At 42.3% G+C, this 20,612-nt stretch carries 21 protein-coding genes and 1 pseudogene; 12 read left to right on the forward strand and 10 right to left on the reverse strand.

What is annotated here, in order from left to right; all coding sequences use genetic code 11:
* Genes mraY through mraZ form a run of 6 tightly spaced genes read right to left on the reverse strand, consistent with a single transcriptional unit; the run spans position 1 to position 6,391 of the window.
* Complete coding sequence (gene mraY, locus Q0K96_RS09550) at positions 1–1,227, reverse strand: phospho-N-acetylmuramoyl-pentapeptide-transferase (protein ID WP_297333767.1); 1,227 nt, start codon at positions 1,225–1,227, stop codon at positions 1–3.
* Positions 1,228–1,233: 6 nt separating this feature from the next.
* Positions 1,234–2,694: a UDP-N-acetylmuramoyl-L-alanyl-D-glutamate--2,6-diaminopimelate ligase gene (locus tag Q0K96_RS09555; RefSeq protein ID WP_297333768.1), complete on the reverse strand. Its 1,461-nt coding sequence runs from the start codon at positions 2,692–2,694 to the stop codon at positions 1,234–1,236.
* Positions 2,694–4,694 carry a penicillin-binding protein gene (locus tag Q0K96_RS09560; RefSeq protein WP_297333769.1) on the reverse strand — a complete coding sequence of 667 codons (2,001 nt, stop codon included), beginning with the start codon at positions 4,692–4,694 and terminating at the stop codon, positions 2,694–2,696. Before Q0K96_RS09560 ends, Q0K96_RS09555 begins: the two co-directional genes overlap by 1 nt.
* Positions 4,685–5,032, reverse strand: coding sequence for an FtsL-like putative cell division protein (locus Q0K96_RS09565; protein WP_297333770.1), 348 nt, complete (start codon positions 5,030–5,032; stop codon positions 4,685–4,687). The genes Q0K96_RS09560 and Q0K96_RS09565 overlap by 10 nt, the downstream gene beginning before the upstream one ends.
* A gap of 2 nt (positions 5,033–5,034) precedes the next feature.
* Positions 5,035–5,943 carry a 16S rRNA (cytosine(1402)-N(4))-methyltransferase RsmH gene (rsmH, locus tag Q0K96_RS09570; protein ID WP_297333771.1) on the reverse strand — a complete coding sequence of 303 codons (909 nt, stop codon included), beginning with the start codon at positions 5,941–5,943 and terminating at the stop codon, positions 5,035–5,037.
* Positions 5,921–6,391: a division/cell wall cluster transcriptional repressor MraZ gene (mraZ, locus tag Q0K96_RS09575; RefSeq protein ID WP_297333772.1), complete on the reverse strand. Its 471-nt coding sequence runs from the start codon at positions 6,389–6,391 to the stop codon at positions 5,921–5,923. The genes rsmH and mraZ overlap by 23 nt, the downstream gene beginning before the upstream one ends.
* Before the next feature lie 391 nt (positions 6,392–6,782).
* Here mraZ and Q0K96_RS09580 point away from each other — a divergent pair, with 391 nt between their 5' ends.
* Both Q0K96_RS09580 and yihA read left to right on the forward strand, forming a co-directional pair.
* Positions 6,783–7,544, forward strand: a complete 762-nt coding sequence (locus tag Q0K96_RS09580; RefSeq protein ID WP_297333773.1) for an alpha/beta hydrolase — start codon at positions 6,783–6,785, stop codon at positions 7,542–7,544.
* Between the two features lie 39 nt (positions 7,545–7,583).
* Positions 7,584–8,201, forward strand: coding sequence for a ribosome biogenesis GTP-binding protein YihA/YsxC (yihA, locus tag Q0K96_RS09585; RefSeq protein WP_297333774.1), 618 nt, complete (start codon positions 7,584–7,586; stop codon positions 8,199–8,201).
* 3 nt (positions 8,202–8,204) lie between these two features.
* Here the strand turns inward: yihA and Q0K96_RS09590 are convergent, their stop codons facing one another.
* From Q0K96_RS09590 to gldB, 3 genes are read right to left on the reverse strand one after another with little or no spacing between them, the layout of a single operon-like run.
* Positions 8,205–8,672, reverse strand: a complete 468-nt coding sequence (locus Q0K96_RS09590) for a GNAT family N-acetyltransferase (protein WP_297333775.1) — start codon at positions 8,670–8,672, stop codon at positions 8,205–8,207.
* Positions 8,673–8,701: 29 nt separating this feature from the next.
* A complete protein-coding gene (gene gldC, locus Q0K96_RS09595) occupies positions 8,702–9,046 on the reverse strand; it encodes a gliding motility protein GldC (RefSeq protein WP_297333776.1) in 345 nt (114 codons plus the stop codon).
* Positions 9,046–10,008 carry a gliding motility lipoprotein GldB gene (gene gldB / locus Q0K96_RS09600; protein ID WP_297333777.1) on the reverse strand — a complete coding sequence of 321 codons (963 nt, stop codon included), beginning with the start codon at positions 10,006–10,008 and terminating at the stop codon, positions 9,046–9,048. The genes gldC and gldB overlap by 1 nt, the downstream gene beginning before the upstream one ends.
* A gap of 116 nt (positions 10,009–10,124) precedes the next feature.
* Between gldB and nadE the strand changes: the two genes are divergently transcribed.
* From nadE to Q0K96_RS09630, 6 genes are all read left to right on the forward strand, one after another.
* Complete coding sequence (gene nadE / locus Q0K96_RS09605; protein WP_297333778.1) at positions 10,125–10,931, forward strand: NAD(+) synthase; 807 nt, start codon at positions 10,125–10,127, stop codon at positions 10,929–10,931.
* Between the two features lie 87 nt (positions 10,932–11,018).
* A complete protein-coding gene (locus Q0K96_RS09610; protein WP_297333779.1) occupies positions 11,019–11,648 on the forward strand; it encodes a response regulator transcription factor in 630 nt (209 codons plus the stop codon).
* 94 nt (positions 11,649–11,742) lie between these two features.
* On the forward strand, positions 11,743–12,246 hold the full coding sequence (locus Q0K96_RS09615) for a DUF6702 family protein (protein WP_297333780.1): 504 nt from the start codon (positions 11,743–11,745) through the stop codon (positions 12,244–12,246).
* Positions 12,247–12,251: 5 nt separating this feature from the next.
* Positions 12,252–14,504: a M1 family metallopeptidase gene (locus tag Q0K96_RS09620; protein WP_297333786.1), complete on the forward strand. Its 2,253-nt coding sequence runs from the start codon at positions 12,252–12,254 to the stop codon at positions 14,502–14,504.
* Between the two features lie 92 nt (positions 14,505–14,596).
* Entirely contained in the window at positions 14,597–14,890 is a 294-nt protein-coding gene (locus tag Q0K96_RS09625; protein WP_223054388.1) for a twin-arginine translocase TatA/TatE family subunit, read from the forward strand.
* Positions 14,890–15,504 carry a phosphatase PAP2 family protein gene (locus tag Q0K96_RS09630; RefSeq protein WP_297333781.1) on the forward strand — a complete coding sequence of 205 codons (615 nt, stop codon included), beginning with the start codon at positions 14,890–14,892 and terminating at the stop codon, positions 15,502–15,504. Before Q0K96_RS09625 ends, Q0K96_RS09630 begins: the two co-directional genes overlap by 1 nt.
* Here the strand turns inward: Q0K96_RS09630 and Q0K96_RS09635 are convergent.
* A complete protein-coding gene (locus tag Q0K96_RS09635; protein WP_297333782.1) occupies positions 15,463–16,104 on the reverse strand; it encodes an O-methyltransferase in 642 nt (213 codons plus the stop codon). The genes Q0K96_RS09630 and Q0K96_RS09635 overlap by 42 nt on opposite strands.
* Positions 16,105–16,254: 150 nt before the next feature.
* Between Q0K96_RS09635 and Q0K96_RS09640 the strand changes: the two genes are divergently transcribed.
* The 4 genes and pseudogenes from Q0K96_RS09640 to Q0K96_RS09655 form a co-directional block, all read left to right on the forward strand.
* Positions 16,255–17,850, forward strand: a complete 1,596-nt coding sequence (locus Q0K96_RS09640; RefSeq protein ID WP_297333783.1) for a T9SS type A sorting domain-containing protein — start codon at positions 16,255–16,257, stop codon at positions 17,848–17,850.
* Between the two features lie 35 nt (positions 17,851–17,885).
* Positions 17,886–18,938: a 23S rRNA (adenine(2503)-C(2))-methyltransferase RlmN gene (gene rlmN / locus Q0K96_RS09645; RefSeq protein WP_297333784.1), complete on the forward strand. Its 1,053-nt coding sequence runs from the start codon at positions 17,886–17,888 to the stop codon at positions 18,936–18,938.
* Between the two features lie 83 nt (positions 18,939–19,021).
* The gene (locus Q0K96_RS09650; RefSeq protein ID WP_297333785.1) at positions 19,022–19,999 is read left to right on the forward strand and encodes a polyprenyl synthetase family protein; all 978 of its coding nucleotides are present in this window, start codon (positions 19,022–19,024) and stop codon (positions 19,997–19,999) included.
* 210 nt (positions 20,000–20,209) lie between these two features.
* Positions 20,210–20,612: pseudogene (locus Q0K96_RS09655) on the forward strand (hypothetical protein); the annotation flags it as partial.

Consider the following 20,612-nt stretch of genomic DNA (forward strand, 5'->3'; position numbering starts at 1 on the left):
CTACCTTAGTTTTAATGATACAAGCGAGAATATGGCCAGCATTATGGCTACAATCCAGAAACGGGTAACAATTTTGCTTTCGTGGTAACCCTTTTTCTGGTAATGGTGATGCAAAGGCGACATCAGGAAAATCCTGCGGCCTTCTCCGTACTTCTTCTTGGTATATTTAAAGTAGCTAACCTGCAATACTACCGAGAGGTTCTCTGCAAGGAATATCCCGCACAGCACCGGTATCAGCAGTTCTTTTCGCACAGCTATGGCAAGCACGGCTATTATGCCCCCTATGGTGAGGCTGCCCGTATCGCCCATGAAAACAGATGCCGGATAGGTATTGTACCACAGGAAACCGACCAGCGCACCTGCAAAGGCGGCTATATATACCGTCATTTCTCCCGAGTTGGGTATGTACATAATATTCAGGTAATTGGAGAATATTATGTTACCCGATACAAATGCGAAAATACCCAGTGTGAGCACCGCAATGGTAGATGTACCTGCCGCGAGCCCGTCTATACCATCCGTAAGGTTGGCTCCGTTAGATACTGCAGTAATGATAAATATCACGATAGGGATGAATATCAGCCATGCGTAATTTTTATAATCATCGCCTGCCCAAGACAGCAGCTCTGCATAATCAAGCTCATTATTTTTAAAGAACGGTATGGTGGTAGCAGTTGATTTTTCCTCTACAGGAAGCTGCGACAGCACCGGCTGTTGCTCAGCATAAATATCAACCCTCGATGTATCGGTACGCACAGTTACTGCCGGATGGAAGTACAGCACATAGCCCACAATAAGGCCAAGCCCTACCTGCCCCACAACCTTAAATTTGCCCTTTAATCCTTCTTTGTCTTTTTTAAATATTTTGATGTAATCGTCTATAAAACCGATGGTACCCATCCATAAGGTGGTAACTATAAGCAGCATCACATAAATGTTATCAAGCTTTGCCAATAGTATAACCGGTATAAGCGTAGCCATGATAATGATAAGTCCACCCATAGTTGGCGTTCCCGCTTTTTGCGACTGCCCCTCAAGGCCAAGCTCCCTTACTGTTTCGCCTATCTGCTGCCTGCGCAGGAAATTGATGATCCTTTTACCGAAAACCGTAGAAATAAGCAACGACAATATTACCGCCAGTCCCGAACGGAAAGTGATGTACTGGAAAACGCCTGTTCCCGGCACATCGAGCTGTTTATCCAGATATTCAAATAAATAGTACAGCATAAGCGGTTATTTGTTTAATTGGGCTAATATCTCTTTTACGGTTTCCATGTCATCAAAATGGGTGCGCACACCCTTTATCTCCTGATAGGTTTCGTGGCCTTTGCCGGCTATCAGTATTATATCATTTGGCAGGGCAAGCTGGCATGCAATTTTTATGGCCTGCCTCCTGTCTACCACTGCTACGGTTTTTTTATAATTTTGAGGCTCTACGCCCTGCTCCATATCGGCAATAATATCTTCCGGTACTTCGTTACGCGGGTTATCGCTGGTAAAAATGGCCTGGTCGCTCATAGATGAGGCTATATGCGCCATAAGCGGACGTTTGGTTTTGTCCCTGTCGCCACCGCAGCCAACTACTGTAATAAGCTTTTCGTTGCGGGTGCGTATGTTTTCTATTGTTTTCAGTACATTTTCAAGCGCATCCGGCGTATGTGCATAATCTACTATGGCGGTTATTTTAGTATCTGATACTATAAACTGAACCCTGCCGCTAACACTCTCAAGGCTGCTCATAAGCCTTAACACTTCCTGGCTCTCTAAACCCAGGTTAACTGCCGCTGCATAAATAGCAAGCAGGTTATAGGCATTAAAAGTACCTATCAGCTTAACCCATACTTCCTGCTCGTTTATCTTTAAAAGAAGCCCGCCAAGCTGGTTTTCCAGTATCTGCGCCTTATAATCGGCATAGGTTTTAAGGGCATAGGTTAGTTTTTTAGCTTTAGTATTCTGCAGCATTACCAGCCCGTTCTTATCATCTACATTAACCAGTGCAAAAGCATCTTTAGGCAACTGGTCAAAGAACATTTTCTTTACATCACGATACTCCGCAAATGTTTTATGGTAGTCCAGATGGTCGTGGCTCAGGTTAGTAAAAATACCTCCTGCAAACAGCAGCCCTTCTGTCCTGCTTTGGTGTATGCCATGCGAGCTTACCTCCATAAAGCAATACTCAACTCCCTCCTGCATCATCTCGTTTAGGTAACGGTTAATGGTAAGCGAATCGGGTGTGGTGTGCGTAGCCTTATGCTCTGCATCGCCCACCATAATTTTTACGGTAGAAAGCAAACCCGTTTTATAGCCTGCGCTTTTAAACAACTGATACAGCAAAGTGGCAATTGTTGTTTTACCGTTAGTACCCGTTACACCAACCAACTTTAGGTTATGCGATGGGTTGCCGTAATAGTTGGCTGCCATAAAAGCAAGTGCCGCAGCAGAATTTGTCACCTGAACATAGGTAACACCTGTTTGTGCATTTTCAGGAAGGTCTTCGCAAACAATAGCTTTAGCACCCTGTGCTACGGCTTTTTCTATATACTCATGCCCATCTGAAAGCGTACCTTTTATCGCTACAAAAACATCATCCTGACCCACCAGCCTTGAGTCAAACTCCACCTTACCCACTGTAATGTCGGTAGGGCCTTTAACAGCTTCAATGGCTGTTTTGTATAATATGTCTTTTAGCTGCATCACGATAATTCGAGTACTATTTGCTGATTCTTTTTAACTGATTCGCCCGGCTTAACCGATTGTTTCTTTACCTTACCAATGCCGTGTACCTGTACTTTAAGGCCCATATTGCCTAAAAGCGCTACGGCATCCATGCCGCTCATGCCTATAAGGTTGGGCACAACATCTTTAACATCCTGTGCTTTCTTGTAATAAGAGGCGTATAGTTTTTCCTGTGTGTTTATTTTTTCGTCCAGTTTCTTTATATGGTTAGTGCTCGGCACATCGGTAAATATTTTTTGCGCTATGCGCTTAAATACCGGGCCGGAAACATCTGCACCATAATATCCTTTGCGCGTGCTTGGCTTGTGTATCACCACTATGCACGAATACTGCGGGTTATCTGCAGGGAAATAACCCACGAAAGACGATGAGTAATACATATTATCTCCTTTACCACCGCCATAGTTTACCTGTGCCGTACCTGTTTTGCCTGCCATAGAGAAATTAGGCGAGTACAGCTTGGAACCGGTTCCGCGCTTAACAACATTCTCCATTACCGCCTTTACCTTATCAATAGTTTCCTGAGAGGCTATCCTGTCTTTTATTACCTGCTTGTCAAAGCGCTTTATGGTTTTGTTCCATTCCCTTATTTCCTGCACAAAGAGTGGCCTTACCATTTCGCCGTTATTGGCAACGGCATTATAAAATGCCAGTGTTTGCAACGGTGTTAAAGATAGCCCGTAGCCAAAACCCATCCAGGGCAGCGACAGCTTAGACCAGTTGGCGTCATCAGGATGCGGTATTTTTGGCTTGCCCTCGCCTATGATAGAAACACCAAGCGGCTTGCTAAGCCCGAAATCATCTATGTGCTTTACAAAGGCACGTGGATCATCTTTATAGCTGTCATATACCGCCTGCACCAAAACGGTGTTAGACGATACTTCAAATCCCCTTGCAAGGGATATTTTACCGTAACCACCTTTGTGCGAGTCGCGTACTTTTCTCCTGAAATAGGTTATCTCTCCGCCTTTAGAGTCATACACCTCGCTGGTATCTACTTTTTTATCTTCCAGCAGCGCCATAAGCCCTGCCAGCTTAAAGGTAGAACCCGGCTCCTGAGACTCTGCAACTGCATAGTTTACCGTTTCATAGTAGGTGCTGTCTTTAGCACGCCCAAGATTGGATATTGCCCTTACATAACCTGTTTTGGTTTCCATAACCACCACACAGCCGTGGTCGGCTTCATAATACTGCAACTGTTTCAGTAATGCGTGGTGCGCAATATCCTGTATGTAAACATCTATGGTAGATACTATATCGCAGCCGTCAACCGGCTCAACTTCATTATTATCATTTATGGGCTTCCACTGGTTCTTTGCAATTTTCTGCATCATGCGCCTGCCGTCTTTCCCGTTAAGGTATTCGGCAAAGGCCCCTTCTATACCTACCTCAAGGTTTTCGCCGCTATGGCTAAGCCTTTCATAACCAATGGTACGCTCGGCAATTTTACCTATCGGATGCTCCCTTACGGTTTTCTGTTCGGTAATGATACCTCCCTTATACGCCCCAAGCGAAAACAATGGGAAGTTCTTAATGCGGACATATTCGGTATAGGTTAATCCTTTGGTTATAAACATATACCTGTTCTTGTTGGCACGTGCCCGGCGCATTTCATTATAATAATAGGAAGAAGGCTTGCCCAGCATTAGAGAAAGCGAATCAGACAGCGGCTCTAAGTACTTATCAAAGTCTTCTTTTTTAGGAGCAAGCGCATCAAACCTTACTGTATAATGCGGAATCGAGGTTGCCAAAAGGCTGCCATCGCTACTGTAAACATTACCCCTGTTGGCAGGTATGGTAAAGTTGCGCACGGTTCGCTCCTCAGCCAGTTTGCGGTAATAGTCGCCCTCAACCCACTGTATGTTGGTGAGCTTAACTACTATGAGTATGGCCATCACAAAAATTGCGAAGGCCACAAGGTAGATCCTGTAAGATATTTTCTTATCCTCTACTCCCATATCTTTTCAAACCAGCTTTTTTCTTTTGTCTTTACTACTTTTATCTTTTTTGGCGGAACAGATGATGGGAATATCTCCCTCTCTTCCATTTTGCGCGCCACTGTCGATTCCATTTTAAGCTCCATAAGCTGCGAACGCCTGTCAACAAACTCAGAGCGGAGCACTTTTACCTCTTCTTCAAGCGCCTTGATGCGGTACACCTTTTGCTCATAATTATGGGCATTGCCAATCATCAGCATGGCTATAGCCACTAAAAAGATGATAAAGCCCCAGTTTTTCATTGAGCCTTCCTCAACAAGGTATTTTGCCTTCAGTAAACTGTAAACGCCGCCTTTCATAGCTATTTATTTTTTTCAGCAACCCGCAGCTTGGCACTGCGCGCCCTGTTATTTACAGCAATCTCTTCGTCTCCGGGCACAATAAGCTTTTCTATGATTTTGAACGGCACCTCAAAATTGCCGAACATATCGCGCTCCGGCTCCCCTTCAAACATGCCGTTGCGCATAAAGCGCTTTACCAGCCTGTCTTCCAGCGAATGGTAGGATATAACACTTAGCCTGCCGCCCGGCTTAAGCAGCTCTTGTGTTTGCATCAAAAACTCTTTAAGCACTTCTATTTCCTGGTTTACTTCTATGCGTATGGCCTGGTATATCTGTGCCAGTATTTTATTACTGCGGTGTGGCGGCAAAAACCTGCCAAGTGCCTGCTTTAGTGCTTCAGAGTTGCGGATAGGCTTTTCCTGCCTTGCCGCTACTATTGCTGCCGCAAGCCCTGCTGCATTTTTAAGCTCGCCATACTCAAAGAACATCTTTTTAAGGTGCTGCTCGTCATATTCGTTTACTACCCTGCCGGCATTCAGCTCGTTTTTTTTGCTCATGCGCATATCCAGTTCGGCATCAAAACGGGTAGAAAAACCACGCTCAGCCACATCAAACTGGTGCGATGAAACACCCAGGTCACCCAGTATACCATCTACCTCTTTAATACCATAAAAACGCAGGTACCTTTTTATGAACCTGAAGTTTTCCGGAATCAGCATAAAACGGCTGTCATCCAATACATTTGCCTGCGCATCTTCATCCTGGTCAAAAGCAAAGAGCTTTCCGTTTGGCCCGAGCCTGCTCAGTATTTCACGCGAGTGCCCCCCGCCGCCAAAAGTTACATCTACATAAACCCCGTCCGGCTTTACCGCCAGCCCGTCAACTGTTTCATTTAGCAATACAGGGTTATGATATTCCGTCATCATCATTTAAATTTCCCATTACGTCTTCAGCCAGGCCGGCAAAATCTACCACCGAGTCGTCAATCGACTGCTCATACCTGTCCTTATCCCAAATCTCTACAATATTAACTGCCGAAGACAGTACAATATCTTTATCTATCCCGGCAAACACTACCAGGTCTTTTGGTATCAGCAACCTTCCGGCAGCATCTACCTCAACTATTTTTACACCGGCGGTAAAACGCCTGATGAAATCGTTATTCTTTTTTACAAAACGGTTCAGCTTATTAATTTTCTGCATCATCTTTTCCCACTCTGCCATCGGGTACAACTCCAAACAAGGCTGAAAAACCGAGCGTTTAAGCACAAAGCCGTCATCTATGCCAACCGCAAGCTGCTTCTTTAAAGGCGCAGGCATCATTAGCCTACCCTTTGCATCTACCTTACATTCATATGTTCCTATAATGGTATTCAAGTAGTTACGATTTACTCCATTTTAAAGCAAATATATACATTATTTACCACTTCCTACCACTTCTTACCACATTGTTAATAAGTTTTACCACTGCTCTCCCACTTTACTATTTTAGCCGTTAACTGTCTGCCAGTCATGCTTTCGAATATTTTTTAAGATGTGCCGGAATAGGTAAAAAGGCTGTAAAATTTTAGCATTATTTAATGCTTATTTTGCAGAATTTTAAAAAGTGTGATTTCTTGCTGTTTTACTTAAATATTTATCATAAAAAAATGAATTACAGACCTTTACGCATTATATACCTTAAAAAAATAATGCAGGCATATAAAAAACCTGAGCATAAACATTAAAATCATATATTTGCGATACCTGATACAGTTGAGAATAAAACATGCAAAGCACTAATATAGAGGGTAAATACAGCTATTTTGAAGCTGGCGAAGGTACACCTGTAATTATACTTCACGGCCTTATGGGCGGATTAAGCAATTTTGACGGTGTTGCCGAGTATTTCCCAAAACACGGTTATAAAGTTATAATACCGGAATTGCCGATATATACCCAAAGCATACTAAAAACCAATGTTAAGGCTTTTGCTAAATGGGTAAAAGATTTTATTACCTACAAAGGCTTTGACAGGGTAATATTATTAGGCAACTCTTTAGGCGGGCACATAGCGCTGTACCACACCAAGATGTACCCCGAAAAAATGCTCGGGCTTATTATTACCGGCAGCTCGGGGCTTTATGAAAGCGCAATGGGCGACAGCTACCCGCGCCGCGGCGACTATGAATACATTCAGAAGAAAGCAGGCGATGTGTTTTATGACCCTGCCGTTGCCACCAAAGAAATTGTAGATGAAGTATATGCCGTAGCCAATGACAGGCTAAAGCTGATAAAAACGCTTACCATAGCCAAAAGTGCAATAAGGCACAACATGGCTAAAGACCTGCCTAAAATGCATGTGCCAACCTGCATTATTTGGGGCAAAAATGATAATGTAACCCCGCCTGATGTAGCAGAGGAATTCCATAAGCTGCTGCCAAACTCCAGCCTGTACTGGATAGATAAATGCGGGCACGCCGCCATGATGGAGCACCCGGACGAGTTTAACCGCCTGATGCACGAGTGGCTGAAGAAAATGAATTTGTAGCCTTTTGCTTAGGCAGCATTTTCATAAAAATGTACTATTATGAAAATCAATACCGCCGAATTTATTATAAGCAATTCTGATGTAAAGAAATGCCCTAAAGACAACCTGCCGGAATATGCGTTTATAGGCCGGAGTAATGTGGGTAAGTCATCGCTCATCAATATGCTTACCAATAACAAGAACCTGGCAAAAACTTCTGCCAGGCCGGGCAAAACCCAGCTTATAAACCATTTTAAGATAAACAGCAACTGGTACCTTGTAGATTTACCGGGCTACGGTTATGCCAAAGTTTCTAAAACAACAAAGGAGAAGTTCCAGAAATTTATTACCGAATATTTTGAGAAGCGCGAACAGCTTGTTTGTGCGTTTGTACTGATAGACATAAGGCTCGAGGCACAAAAAATTGACCTTGAGTTCATCAACTATCTTGGGGAAGCACAGGTGCCGTTTTGCATAGTGTTTACAAAAGCTGACAAAATCACTGAAAAAAAGGCTGAAGAAAACATTGCCGCTTACCGCGAAAAACTACTTACAGGCGACTGGGAAGAGATGCCCAAATACTTTGTTACCTCCTCATCAAAATCTGTTGGTCGCGAAGCATTGCTGGAATATATTGGTGAAATAAACAAAGAGATATTTAACCGTCAGGGCGCATAACGCCTACAACACCTTTTCCATAAAAAAGTTGGTAAACACCTGCCCGTTAAAAGTTACCTGCTGCTCCCGTACCACATTGTACCCTTTTTTAAGAAAGAATGGCTTTGCCGTGACAGAGGCAGCAACGGTAATGACTCTATGCCCCTGACTGCGGGCATATCTCTCAATTTCTTTTTCTATCAGTGTGGCTATACCCAAACCCTGGTAATCTTTATGCACAAACAGATGGTCGAAATAGCCGGTAGCATCAATATCGCCAAAGCCGCACAGGGTATCGTTACACCATGCAACAACAGTATGGCTTTTCAGTAGTTTCTCTGCCCATTTATCTTCATAAATAACATCGGGCGCCCATGCTTTAATTTGCGCCTCGTTGTAGTGTTGTGCATTAACAGTGCGTACGGTATCCCTGAAAAGGGCAACTATAGCAGGAACATCTTCCGCTTTAAAGGGTTGTAATGTAATTTCCATAAAAAAAAGCGGCCTGAGCCGCGTTTATATTAATCCTTCTTTAATTCCAGCTTTTCTGCAAAGTAATCGCAGAAGTCTTTCATCGTGTCGGTCATCTTCTTATCGCCTGTGGCACGCTCAAACGTGTCGGCCATAGAAACCAGCGTCTGGTGAAAAAATGTTTTCATCTCATCAACAGGCATATCTTTTGTCCAAAGGTCAATACGCATGCTTTCCTGGTTTTTATAATCCCAAACGCTAAGCATTATCGCTTTAGACTCTTCATTATTTACCCCGCCGTCGGGTGCAGACCAGTGCAGCTTTTCAGGCACGCGGTTTTCGTCAAGTTCTATGGTAAGCTTAATTTCTGATGTGTGCAGGTTTTTATCGGGCATTACTTCTTAGGTTTATATTTAGAATTTTCAAACAGTGTTTTGGCGTCCATTGCCAGCATTTGCTGCAAAGGTACATCTTTATTGTTTTGCATATATGAGCGTACAATCTGCCAGCCCAGCCAACGCCCAATGCGCCCGGGAGAGTCGTTATCGAGCGCAAGGTAAAATTTAGAGAAAGGTGCAGGGTTTATAAAACGCCCCGGCAGCTTAGGGTCGGTATCATACAATAGCTTATTCTCAATAAAATAGCGCCACATTTCTTCCTCGTTGACATTGGCCCATTCAATGTTCTCGGGTGTGTATCCTATCTTAACTGCATCTGTAGCATCCGGCAGCAACACATCCTGCATATAGAGCTCTTTACCAAAGTAAACCATAAGCGAAAGCAACGTCCTGTCCTGCGGCGGCGCAATTTTATCTTCAGAGAAAGAAGTAACCACATCCGGCAGTATCTGTTCGGGCACAAACTGTTTTACCTGATATTTTGGCAACCCTTCATACAGGTAGTTATCATTACCAAGGTAAAGGCTAAGCGGTATAAAAAGCAGGTCGCCTGCATATAATGCTTTCGTTTCCAAGTCGTCTGACACTAACGTTACTACCTTCGGCTCCTTAAATTCGGGATAATATAATTTAATATGCCTGAAAAGGTTTTCCAGCCCGTCTTCCAGTTTATTGGTGTTTGGGTATTTCTTCTGCACTTCCTCATACAGCTTAAGCTGAAAAGGGTCGCGCATCTTTTCAATCCATACGGCATCTTCATTACCTTCCGGAAACAGGTAAGGGAAATCAGCTTTAAGCTGCGGCAGGTCTTCTGCCTTGCCGCCGAAGAACTTTTGGTCAAAGCGGGCTATCGCAACTTCCTCTACCGGTATTTCAGCAACTTTTTCTTCATTTTTACTTTCTTCCTTACACGAAACCATAACCGTAAGGAGGCCAAGCATGAGCACAAAATTTTTCATTTTTGTAATATTATTTTGTATTCTTATTAAGATTCTCTCTTTTTATATTTCGTAATTTTATAGAATAATTCGTGCAAATATACACCAAACCTTAACTACTAATACATTCTGTTATTATGACAACCACTAAGGGGTTTAATGCCAAAGCGGTAAACGATTATATTGTAAACTGGCTTAAAGACTATGCCATTAACGCAAAAGTAAACGGTTTTGTTGTAGGTATATCCGGCGGGATAGATTCTGCTGTTACCTCTGCGCTTTGTGCACAAACGGGATTACCCACTTTATGTATAGAAATGCCGATACACCAGGCAGAGAGCCACGTGCAAAGGGCAAAAGAACATATTGCCATGCTAAAAGAGAAATACAGAAATGTATCGGGTGCAGAAGCTAACTTAACCCCTGTTTTTGAAGCATTTCGTGAAGTGGTACCGCAAAGCGAGGATGAGCACCTGTATAACCTTACACTTGCCAACACCCGTGCAAGGCTGCGCATGACAACCCTTTATTACTATGCAGGTATTAACAGGGCATTGGTAGCCGGTACAGGCAACAAGGTAGAAGATTTTGGTGTAGGCTTTTATACCAAATATGGTGATGGCGGGGTTGATGTAAGCCCGATAGCCGACCTGATGAAAAGCGAAGTGCGCGCTATTGGCAGTTATATAGGAGTACCGCAAAGCATACTGGCTGCCAAGCCTACCGATGGCCTTTTTGGCGATGACAGGTCTGACGAAGACCAGCTTGGTGCAAGCTATGACGAGTTGGAATGGGCGATGCTTGAAGATGAAAAAGGCAGCACCACAGAACAGTTTGAAGGAACGCAAAAAGAGGTGTTTAACATTTACAAAAGGCTTAATAGTGCTAATAAGCACAAAATGAACCCCATACCGGTATGCGAAATTCCGGCAGAATTGAAATAAAATTCTTTCATTCACAATACTTTAAGAATTAAAAAGAATTTAATTACTAAATTTACTATTAGTGTTTAACAAAAAAATTGCAAAATCATGATTAAACTATGCTTAGCGGATAATCACCCTGTCGTCCACTCTGGGATGAAAGCTTATTTTAAGGAAAATCCGGAATTCAGTTTTGTTGGTGTTGTAAATAACCTTGAAAGCCTGTTAGACACGCTCTCTAAAAAAGATGTAGATGCCGCAGTTATAGATCTTGAGCTTGAAGGGCTTACAAGCATAAGCGCGGTAAAATCGCTGGTTAAGGATTTTCCTGACACCAAAATAGTAATATTTACCAACCTTGCCGAACAGATATATGCGCCAAACGCATTAAAGGCCGGTATAGCTGCCTATGTGCATAAAAGCGCTAAAATGGAGGAGCTTGAGAAAGCGCTGAAAAAAGTAAATGAAGGCGAAGTGGTATTTAGCGATGCTGTGAAGAAGAACCTCGCGCTGCTAAACAAAGGTAAAAAATCAGAGCGCCTGTACCGTAAACTGTCTTCACGTGAAATTGAAGTGCTGCGTTACCTGAGCGAGGGCAAGAAGAATAAGGAAATTGCCAAACTGCTCGACCTGAATGAAAAAACTATAAGCACCTATAAGTTAAGGCTGCTTACCAAACTGCATGTTACCAATCTTGTTGACTTAGTGAACAAAGCAAAAACACTTGATATAGTATAACACTACACTCAACAAGGCACACCACCGGTTAATAGTTAAGGCTGTATGCTATACATATAGGTTAAGAACAATAACTTTTTACTATTTTTGGAAAATGAAGCATATAAAAACCTTTATTTTCCTTTTTTTACTTGCATTTGCCATAACGGGTGCAGGCACACATAAATTTTATGTTGCTATCTTCCAACTCGATTATGTGCCAAAAAAGCAGGTAATCCAAATGACATCGCGTGTTTTTATTGATGACCTTGAACGTGCTTTTGAAAAAAAGTACGATAAAAAATTCTACATAGCCACTTCACGCGAAGCGGCAGATATAAAGCAATACCTCGGCAAATATTTTTCTGAAAACATACAGATAAAAGTAAACGGTAAACCTGTTACTATAAAATATCTTGGTAAAGAAACCGAAGATGATGTGCTGGTGTGCTATTTTACCATTGCTGCAAAAGAAAAGGTAAAAAGTATAGAGATGAAAAACACTACCCTTCTTGACACTTACCACGAACAGCAAAATATGGTGCATACCGATGTAAACGGTAACAAAAAGAGCATTTTGTTTACAAATGAAAAAACCTCCGGAAGGCTTGACTATTAATTATGATGAAAAGAACTTTATATATTTCGCTGTTATCATCGTTGCCGCTACTGGCACAGGAAACACCACGCGAACCCGGCCATACTGACAATAACAAATTCAGCCAGATGTACGACCTCATGGCTACGCCAAATATGTTTCGTACAGCATCAGGCGCACCAGGCCCTGCCTATTACCAGCAAAAAGCCGACTATAAAATTGATATTGAGCTTGATGATGCTAACACCAAACTATACGGCAAGGAGACTATAACATACCATAATAATGCGCCGGAGCCTTTAGAATACCTTTGGGTGCAGCTGGACCAGAACCGAAGGGCTGCAGATGCCAAAGGCCCTTTGACAGAGAACCAGCGTGTGGATGCATCTTACTCATCTGAAGGGTTTACACGCCGTTACCTGGAGCAGGAATTTGATGGTGGCTTTAAGATAGAATATGTTAATGATGTTAACGGCAAGCCGATGCGCTACATCATCAACCAGACAATGATGCGTATTGACCTTGATAAACCGTTAAAGCCGGGGGAAAAAATAAGTTTTTCTATAAAGTGGTGGTATAATATTAATAATTACCATGTTATTGGTGGGCGCTCTGGTTACGAACATTTTGAAGCAGACAACAACAATATATATGTTATTGCCCAGTTTTACCCGCGTATGGCTGTTTACAACGATGTTGAAGGCTGGCAGAACATGCAGTTTTGGGGCGCAGGTGAATTTGCATTACCATTTGGCGACTTTGATGTAAACATTACCGTACCTGCCGACCATATCATGGAGGCTACCGGCGAACTGCAAAACCGTGCCGATGTTTTTACTCCTGCACAGCTTAGGCGTTATGAGCAGGCTACCAAAACTTTTGATAAGCCTGTTGTTATTGTAACGCAGGAAGAAGCAGTTGCCGCAGAAAAAACCAAAAGCAGTAAAAAGAAAACCTGGAGATTCAGCGCAAAGAATGTAAGGGATTTTGGTTTTTCTACCTCGCGCAAGTTTATATATGATGCTATGGCGGTACAGCTTTCCGGCAAAATGGTAATGGCGGTATCGGTATACCCTAAAGAGAGTAACCCGCTATGGGGCGAATATTCTACCCGCGTTGTTGCTCATACATTAAAAACCTATTCTAAATATACTTTTGATTATCCTTATCCTAAAGCGGTATCGGTATCGGCAGAGTCGCAGGGTATGGAGTACCCGATGATATGCTGGAACTTTGGGCGCCCTGATAAAGACGGATTTGTGAGCGACCAGCTTAAATATGGCATGATGAGTGTTATAATACACGAAGTGGGGCATAACTATTTCCCGATGATCGTGAACTCTGACGAGCGCCAGTGGACGTGGATGGATGAAGGCCTGAACACTTTTTTACAATACCTCGCAGAAAAAGAATGGGATGAAAACTATCCTTCGCGCCGTGGGCCGGCAGCCAAGATTGTGCCTTATATGAGCGGCGACCAGAAATTTCTGGAGCCTATCATGTCAAACTCAGAAACAATACACCAGTTCGGGAATAACGCTTATGCTAAACCGGCAACAGGGCTTAATATTTTGCGCGAAACCATAATGGGCGAAGAGCTGTTTGATTATGCATTTAAAACCTATGCGAACCGCTGGAAGTTTAAGCACCCTACCCCGGAAGATTTTTTTCGCACGATGGAAGATGCCTCGGCGGTAGATCTTGACTGGTTCTGGCGCGGCTGGTTTTACAGTACTGATTATGTAGATATAGGCATTGCCGATGTTAAACAGTTTTATGTAAGCAACGAGAAGCCGAAAGGCTTTAAAGAAGATAACAGGCAACAAGGGCGCAGGAGACGAAGCGAACCTGAAAACGCTAAGTATGTATATATGATTTCTGAAGGGCCGGAGTTTAACAAGAGGCTAAAAAAACCATTGGATATAAACAGCGTTAAAGAGCTTGAAGAGTATGTAAATGAAAAATTTACGGCTGCCGAAAGGCAACAGCTAAAAGCACCTAAGTACTTTTATGAGGTAACTTTTAATAAGCCCGGAGGTATGCTGATGCCGATTATAGCAGAGCTTGAGTATGAAGACGGCACGAAAGAAAAGCACATTTTCCCGGTGCAGATATGGAAGAAGAACAACCAGGCTGCTTCAAGGGTTTTTGCTACAGAAAAGCCTGTGAAGAAGATTACTGTAGATCCTGAGCTTAAAACAGCCGATATTGATATAAGTAATAATGTTTGGCCTGCAGAAGCGGTAAAGTCTAAATTTTCTGAATTTGAAGAAGATTAACCGTTAATTATCATTAAAAAGAGGTTAAACAAAAGTCCGTCGGTGCTAAAAAATCGTAAATAAATGTACATTTGTATAAAAATTTATAGATTATGTTCGGAATAGGAGGAGGAGAGCTTTTTGTAATTATATTGCTTGTTCTGATGCTTTTTGGTTCTGACAAAGTACCTGAAATGGCACGCAATATAGGCCGTGGTATGCAGCAGCTTAAGAATGCCACGAACGATATTAAAAGTGAAATAAACAGGAGTGCCGAAGTACAGGACATTAAAAAAACAATTACTGAAATTGGTGCCGATAATGCCCATAAAGATATGCAGCAGGAAGTAGATAAGCTTAAGCAGGATGTTGAAGATGTATCGGGCCCGATAAAAAGATCACGCTAATGCTGGACTGGCTTCTGGAACTCGACAGAGATGTATTTATTTACCTTAACGGGCTTGGCTCTGAAGGATGGGACAGTTTCTGGCTGTTTATAACAAAGCAGTTTAACTGGATACCCGTATTTGCCATAATATTATACCTTGCCTTTAAACGCCTGGGCTGGAAGCATGCGGTACTTGTAATTGTGCTTGTAGCTTTGCTTATTACCGTTACCGACCAAACCACAAACCTTATTAAAAATACTTTCCAGAGGCTGCGCCCGGGTAACGACCCGTTGCTTACCGACATAATGCGGGCGGTACAAAAGCGCAAATCGTTCAGTTTTATATCAGGTCATGCCTCCAACTCTATGGCGGTGGCCTATTTTCTTTACCGCATATTAAAACCGTACTTAAAATATATGGGCTTCATATTTTTATGGCCACTCATATTCGCTTACAGCCGTATTTACCTGGGGTTGCATTATCCGGGAGATATACTTATGGGCTATTTATACGGCATTTTAATGGCGAGCTTAATGCTACTGCTGTATCGCTACCTGCGTGATAAATTCTTCCCTATGCAAAGGGAGTATTTAGACCACCCTACTAACAGTGAGCCCATCTCTGATAGGTAATAAAACAGTTTCAACCCTTGGGTCTTCCTTAAGCAGGCGGTTATACTCCAGGAGTACTTTAGTGCTTTTGTCATTAGGCTTCAGCTCTTCAAGCACTTTGCCGCTCCACAGTACATTATCGCTTATAATAACCCCTCCCCTGTTCATCAGCGGTACTATCATCTCATAATAATTAATGTAATTTTCTTTATCGGCATCAATAAATACAAGGTCAAACTTTCTGTTTAATGTCGGTATTATTTCAAGTGCGTTGCCAAGATGCTGGTTTATCTGTGTTGCCCACTCTGATTTATCAAAGTATTTCCGCTGAAAATCATACAGTTCCTCATTATTATCTATAGTATCAAGAGTACCATCCTGCTTTAGCCCTTCGGCAAGGCAAAGAGTTGCATATCCGGTATATGTACCTATTTCTAATATAGTTTCAGGGTTAATCAGTTTAGAAAGCATACTGAGCACCCTGCCCTGCAGGTGGCCGCTAAGCATGCGCGGCTGTAATATTTTCTGGTGTGTTTCCCTGTTCAGCTGCGCGAGCAGCTCCGGTTCATTTTCACTGTGTTGTGCCGTGTAGTCTTCAAGCTCTTCAGAAATAAAATGCATAGTATAAATTTTGGTATAAAGTTAAAAAAATGTAGCTGTACAACAATTTAACTATATTAAACTTAAGCTTTTTGGCGTTATATTGATAATTAACTTAAATTTACGGTTTTATTAATTATTCAATTTATCATGAAATACAAAATTACTTTAATGTTAATGTTCATTGGCTGTATTCTTACAGCTCAGGTAACTAATGAAGGTAAGCCTGTAAGCTGGGAACAAAACAACATGGAGCCTTTGACTGCCATAGAAATGCCTGCTTTTGACCTTGCAAAGCTGCAAGAGGAAGATAAAGCAAACGAAGGCCGCAAAGATATACCGTGGCGGTTTGGCCATGAATTTACAGTTGATTATAACCTGAATAACAGCGGAAGCTGGCATACTCTTGCTGATGGCAGCAAAATATGGAGGATAAGGTTTTACAGCGAAGGCGCAAAGAGTATGAATTTTTTATTCAGCGATTTTTATATGCCAAAAGGCGCTACGCTTTATCTATATAATAATGACAGGAGCGACCTGCTTGGCGCTTATGACTCAAGCCAGAATAATACAGAGCGTGTTTTAGGTACTTGGCTGGTGAAAGGCGAGGATATATACCTTGAGTACTATGAACCGGCTGAAGTGGCAGGACAGGGAAAACTGGAAGTGTTTAAGCTTATTCACGGTTACAGGACAAGTGAAGATTATACGAAATCTACGCAGGACCTTAATGATTCAGGTGACTGTAATTATGATGTGGATTGCGTTATAAATGACATACAGGCTCTTAAAGAAATCAATAAAAAGTCTGTAGCAATGATTGTTACAGGAGGTTCAGGTTTTTGCTCGGGTGCGCTAATAAACAACACAAGCAACAACGGTACACCATACTTCCTTACAGCAAACCACTGCTACTCTAACCCATCATTCTGGGCGTTCCGTTTTAACTGGATTAGCCCCAACCCGGTTTGTGCAAGCTTTTTAAGCAGTACTAATAATTCTAACTTTAACCAAACCGCAAGTGGTGCTACGCTAAGGGCGAGAAGGGAAGCTACCGATTTTTGCCTTGTAGAAATTAACGCTAACCTTCCCTCAACATGGGATTTGGTATGGGCAGGATGGGACAGGAGTGATAATGTTCCTCCATCTACATTTGGCATACACCACCCGTCAGGAGATATTATGAAGGTGTGCCGTGACTATAACCAGCCAACAAAGCAAAATGGTGGCGGCGAATTTATGTGGCAGGTTAACGACTGGGATCTTGGTGTAACAGAAGGCGGCTCATCAGGCTCCCCTCTTTTTGATAATAACGGGCGTATTATAGGCCAGTTATTTGCAGGTACGGCTGCATGTAACGGTACAACAGACAATGGCGGAAGTGATATATACGGCAGGTTCGGTATTTCATGGAATGCAGGTTTCAGTTCAACAAGCAGGCTAAGAGAATGGCTCGACCCAGGCAACACGAACGCTGTTACAGTAAATTATTATATTCCCACTAACTCTGTTGAGGAAGCAACACCATTAGCAGATACCTTTAAGGTATATCCTAACCCTTCGCAGGGTATCTTCAATATTTCTGTAACAGGCAGTAACACTATCAACTACCAGATGTACAACATGCTGGGACAGCCTGTAGCATCAGGAAGATTTAGCGCGGGCGACAACAGCCTTGACCTTTCTCAGGCAGCCGATGGAGTGTATATACTTCAGGTGGCAGACGATGCAGGGAAAACTGCTAATATTAAGCTTGTTAAAGAATAAACAGGTTTTTATAAAATACTCATTACCTTTGCGCAATGCAAACGGAGAAGAAAGACATAAGGGCGCTGACGAAGGAGCAATTGCGTGATTTTTTTGTATCGAGAGGCGATAAAGCCTTTAGAGGAAACCAGGTTTACGAGTGGCTTTGGAACAAAGGGGCACATTCTTTTGAGGATATGACCAATGTTGCCAAAGCCACCCGGCAACTGCTGGAAGATAACTTTGTTATCAACCACATCCGGGTAGACCAGATGCAAAAAAGTAATGATGGTACTGTTAAGAATGCCGTAAGGCTGCACGATGGCCTTGTAGTTGAATCGGTACTAATACCTACCGAAACCCGTATTACGGCCTGTGTTTCGAGCCAGGTTGGATGCAGCCTGGACTGTAACTTCTGCGCTACGGCACGCCTTAAGCGTATGCGTAACCTTAATCCTGATGAAATTTATGACCAGGTTGTAGCTATAGACAGCGAAAGCAGGCTTTACCACAACAGGCCGCTATCTAACATTGTTTTTATGGGAATGGGCGAACCGCTTATGAACTATAACAATGTTATTAAGGCTATAGATAAAATAACATCTCCCGAAGGTTTGGGCATGTCTGCCAAGAGGATAACAGTATCTACATCGGGCATCCCGAAAATGATTAAAAAGCTGGCAGATGACGAGGTTAAGTTCAAGCTTGCAGTATCACTGCACTCAGCTATAGATGAAGTACGCTCGCGCATAATGCCCTTCAGCGAAAACTTTCCGCTACAGGAACTAAAAGAATCTTTGCAGTACTGGTACACAAAAACCAAAAGCCGTGTTACCTATGAGTATGTGGTATGGAAGGGAATTAATGACCGAAAAGCTGATATTGATGCCCTTGTAAAGTTTTGCAAATATGTTCCCTGCAAGGTAAACCTGATAGAGTATAACCCCATTGATGATGGTGAGTTTCAGCAGGCTGACCCTGAGGTTACAGAAAGCTACATAAAGGCTTTAGAACAAAACGATATAGTTGTAAAAGTAAGGCGCAGCCGCGGTAAAGATATTGATGCCGCCTGCGGGCAGCTTGCCAATAAAAATGAAGCCACCGCTTAGGTGGCTTTTTTAGTGGCTGTAAAATTATTTTTAAAACTGTTTTATAAAATACAATCCTGCATTTTCCGTACATTTGGGGCACAATGAAAGTTGTTGAGCAAATAAAACAGCCTATAGTTAAGGAGATGGAACTTTTCGAGAAAAAGTTTCATGAATCAATGTCCTCTAAAGTGGCATTGCTTAACCGTATTACCTACTACATTGTAAACCGCAAGGGTAAGCAAATGCGCCCTATGTTCGTTTTCCTTACGGCAAAAATGGTAAGTAATGGCACGGTTAACGAGCGCACCTACCGTGGTGCCTCTGTAATAGAACTTATACACACCGCCACCCTGGTGCATGATGATGTGGTAGACGACAGCAACAGACGCAGGGGCTTTTTCTCTATAAATGCTTTATGGAAAAACAAAATAGCCGTGCTGGTGGGCGACTACCTGCTAAGCAAGGGTTTACTTCTTTCTATAGACAATGATGATTTCGACTTGTTGCGTATTATATCTGTAGCGGTAAGGGAAATGAGCGAGGGTGAGCTATTGCAGATAGAGAAAGCCCGAAGGCTGGATATTACCGAAGATATTTACTATGAAATTATAAGGCAGAAGACCGCTACTCTTATTGCTGCATGCTGCGCTTTAGGAGCATGCTCGGTAAATCCCGAAGGCGACCATACTGAAAAGATGCGCAAGTTTGGAGAGCTAATAGGAATGGCTTTCCAGATTAAGGACGACCTCTTTGATTACACAGAAGATTCTATTGGTAAGCCCACAGGCATTGATATCAAAGAGCAAAAGATGACTTTGCCGCTTATCTATACGCTTAACAAGTGCTCAAAAGAAGAAAAAAAGTGGCTTATTAATTCGGTTAAGAATCATAATAAGGATAAAAAGCGGGTGAAAGAAGTAATTGCTTTTGTAAAAAAGACGGGCGGTCTTACTTATGCTGAACAAAAAATGGCTGAGTTTCGTGAAGAAGCGCTGCTTTTACTTTCGGATTATCCTTCATCCGAATATAAAGATGCTTTAACACTTATGGTAAATTATGTAATAGAACGTAAAATATAATGTTTTACCTCAACATCACCACAACAACAACGTTGTAATTACAATTTTCACGGTTAAGCAAATTCAGCAAACTCCGCACATTTAAAGGACTTAAGCACCACAACATCAAAGTAATTTTAATGTTTTAAATGTATAGTTATTATATCATCACACTTTTAACAGTGTTGATGAATTTATTGTAGTTTAACACAAACAATAAAACAGATAATTATGAAAAAAATTTACTTTGCTGCACTTGTTATCGGGTTTGCATTAAACACCCGTGCGCAGGAAAACATTAATTTTGAAACCGGGGGAGCAGGTTTGGATTACACTTGGAACATATTTGAAAATGACACCAACCCGGCACTGGAATATGTAGCTAACCCAAGCATGACCGGAATCAATACATCGGCTACGGTTGCAAAATATACGGTACTGGCAACAGGTATGCCATGGGCAGGATGCGAAACATCTCATGATAACGGAATGGCAGATTTTGTTTTAACTGCTGATAATGCTATCGTTAAAATTATGGTATATAAATCGGTAATCAGCGATGTGGGCATAAAGCTGGTAACACCTACCGGGGCGGCCCTGCCAGAAATAAAAGTACCAAATACTGTTGTAAACC

This window comes from Flavobacterium sp. (assembly GCF_024305175.1).
Classification (GTDB): domain Bacteria; phylum Bacteroidota; class Bacteroidia; order Flavobacteriales; family Flavobacteriaceae; genus Flavobacterium.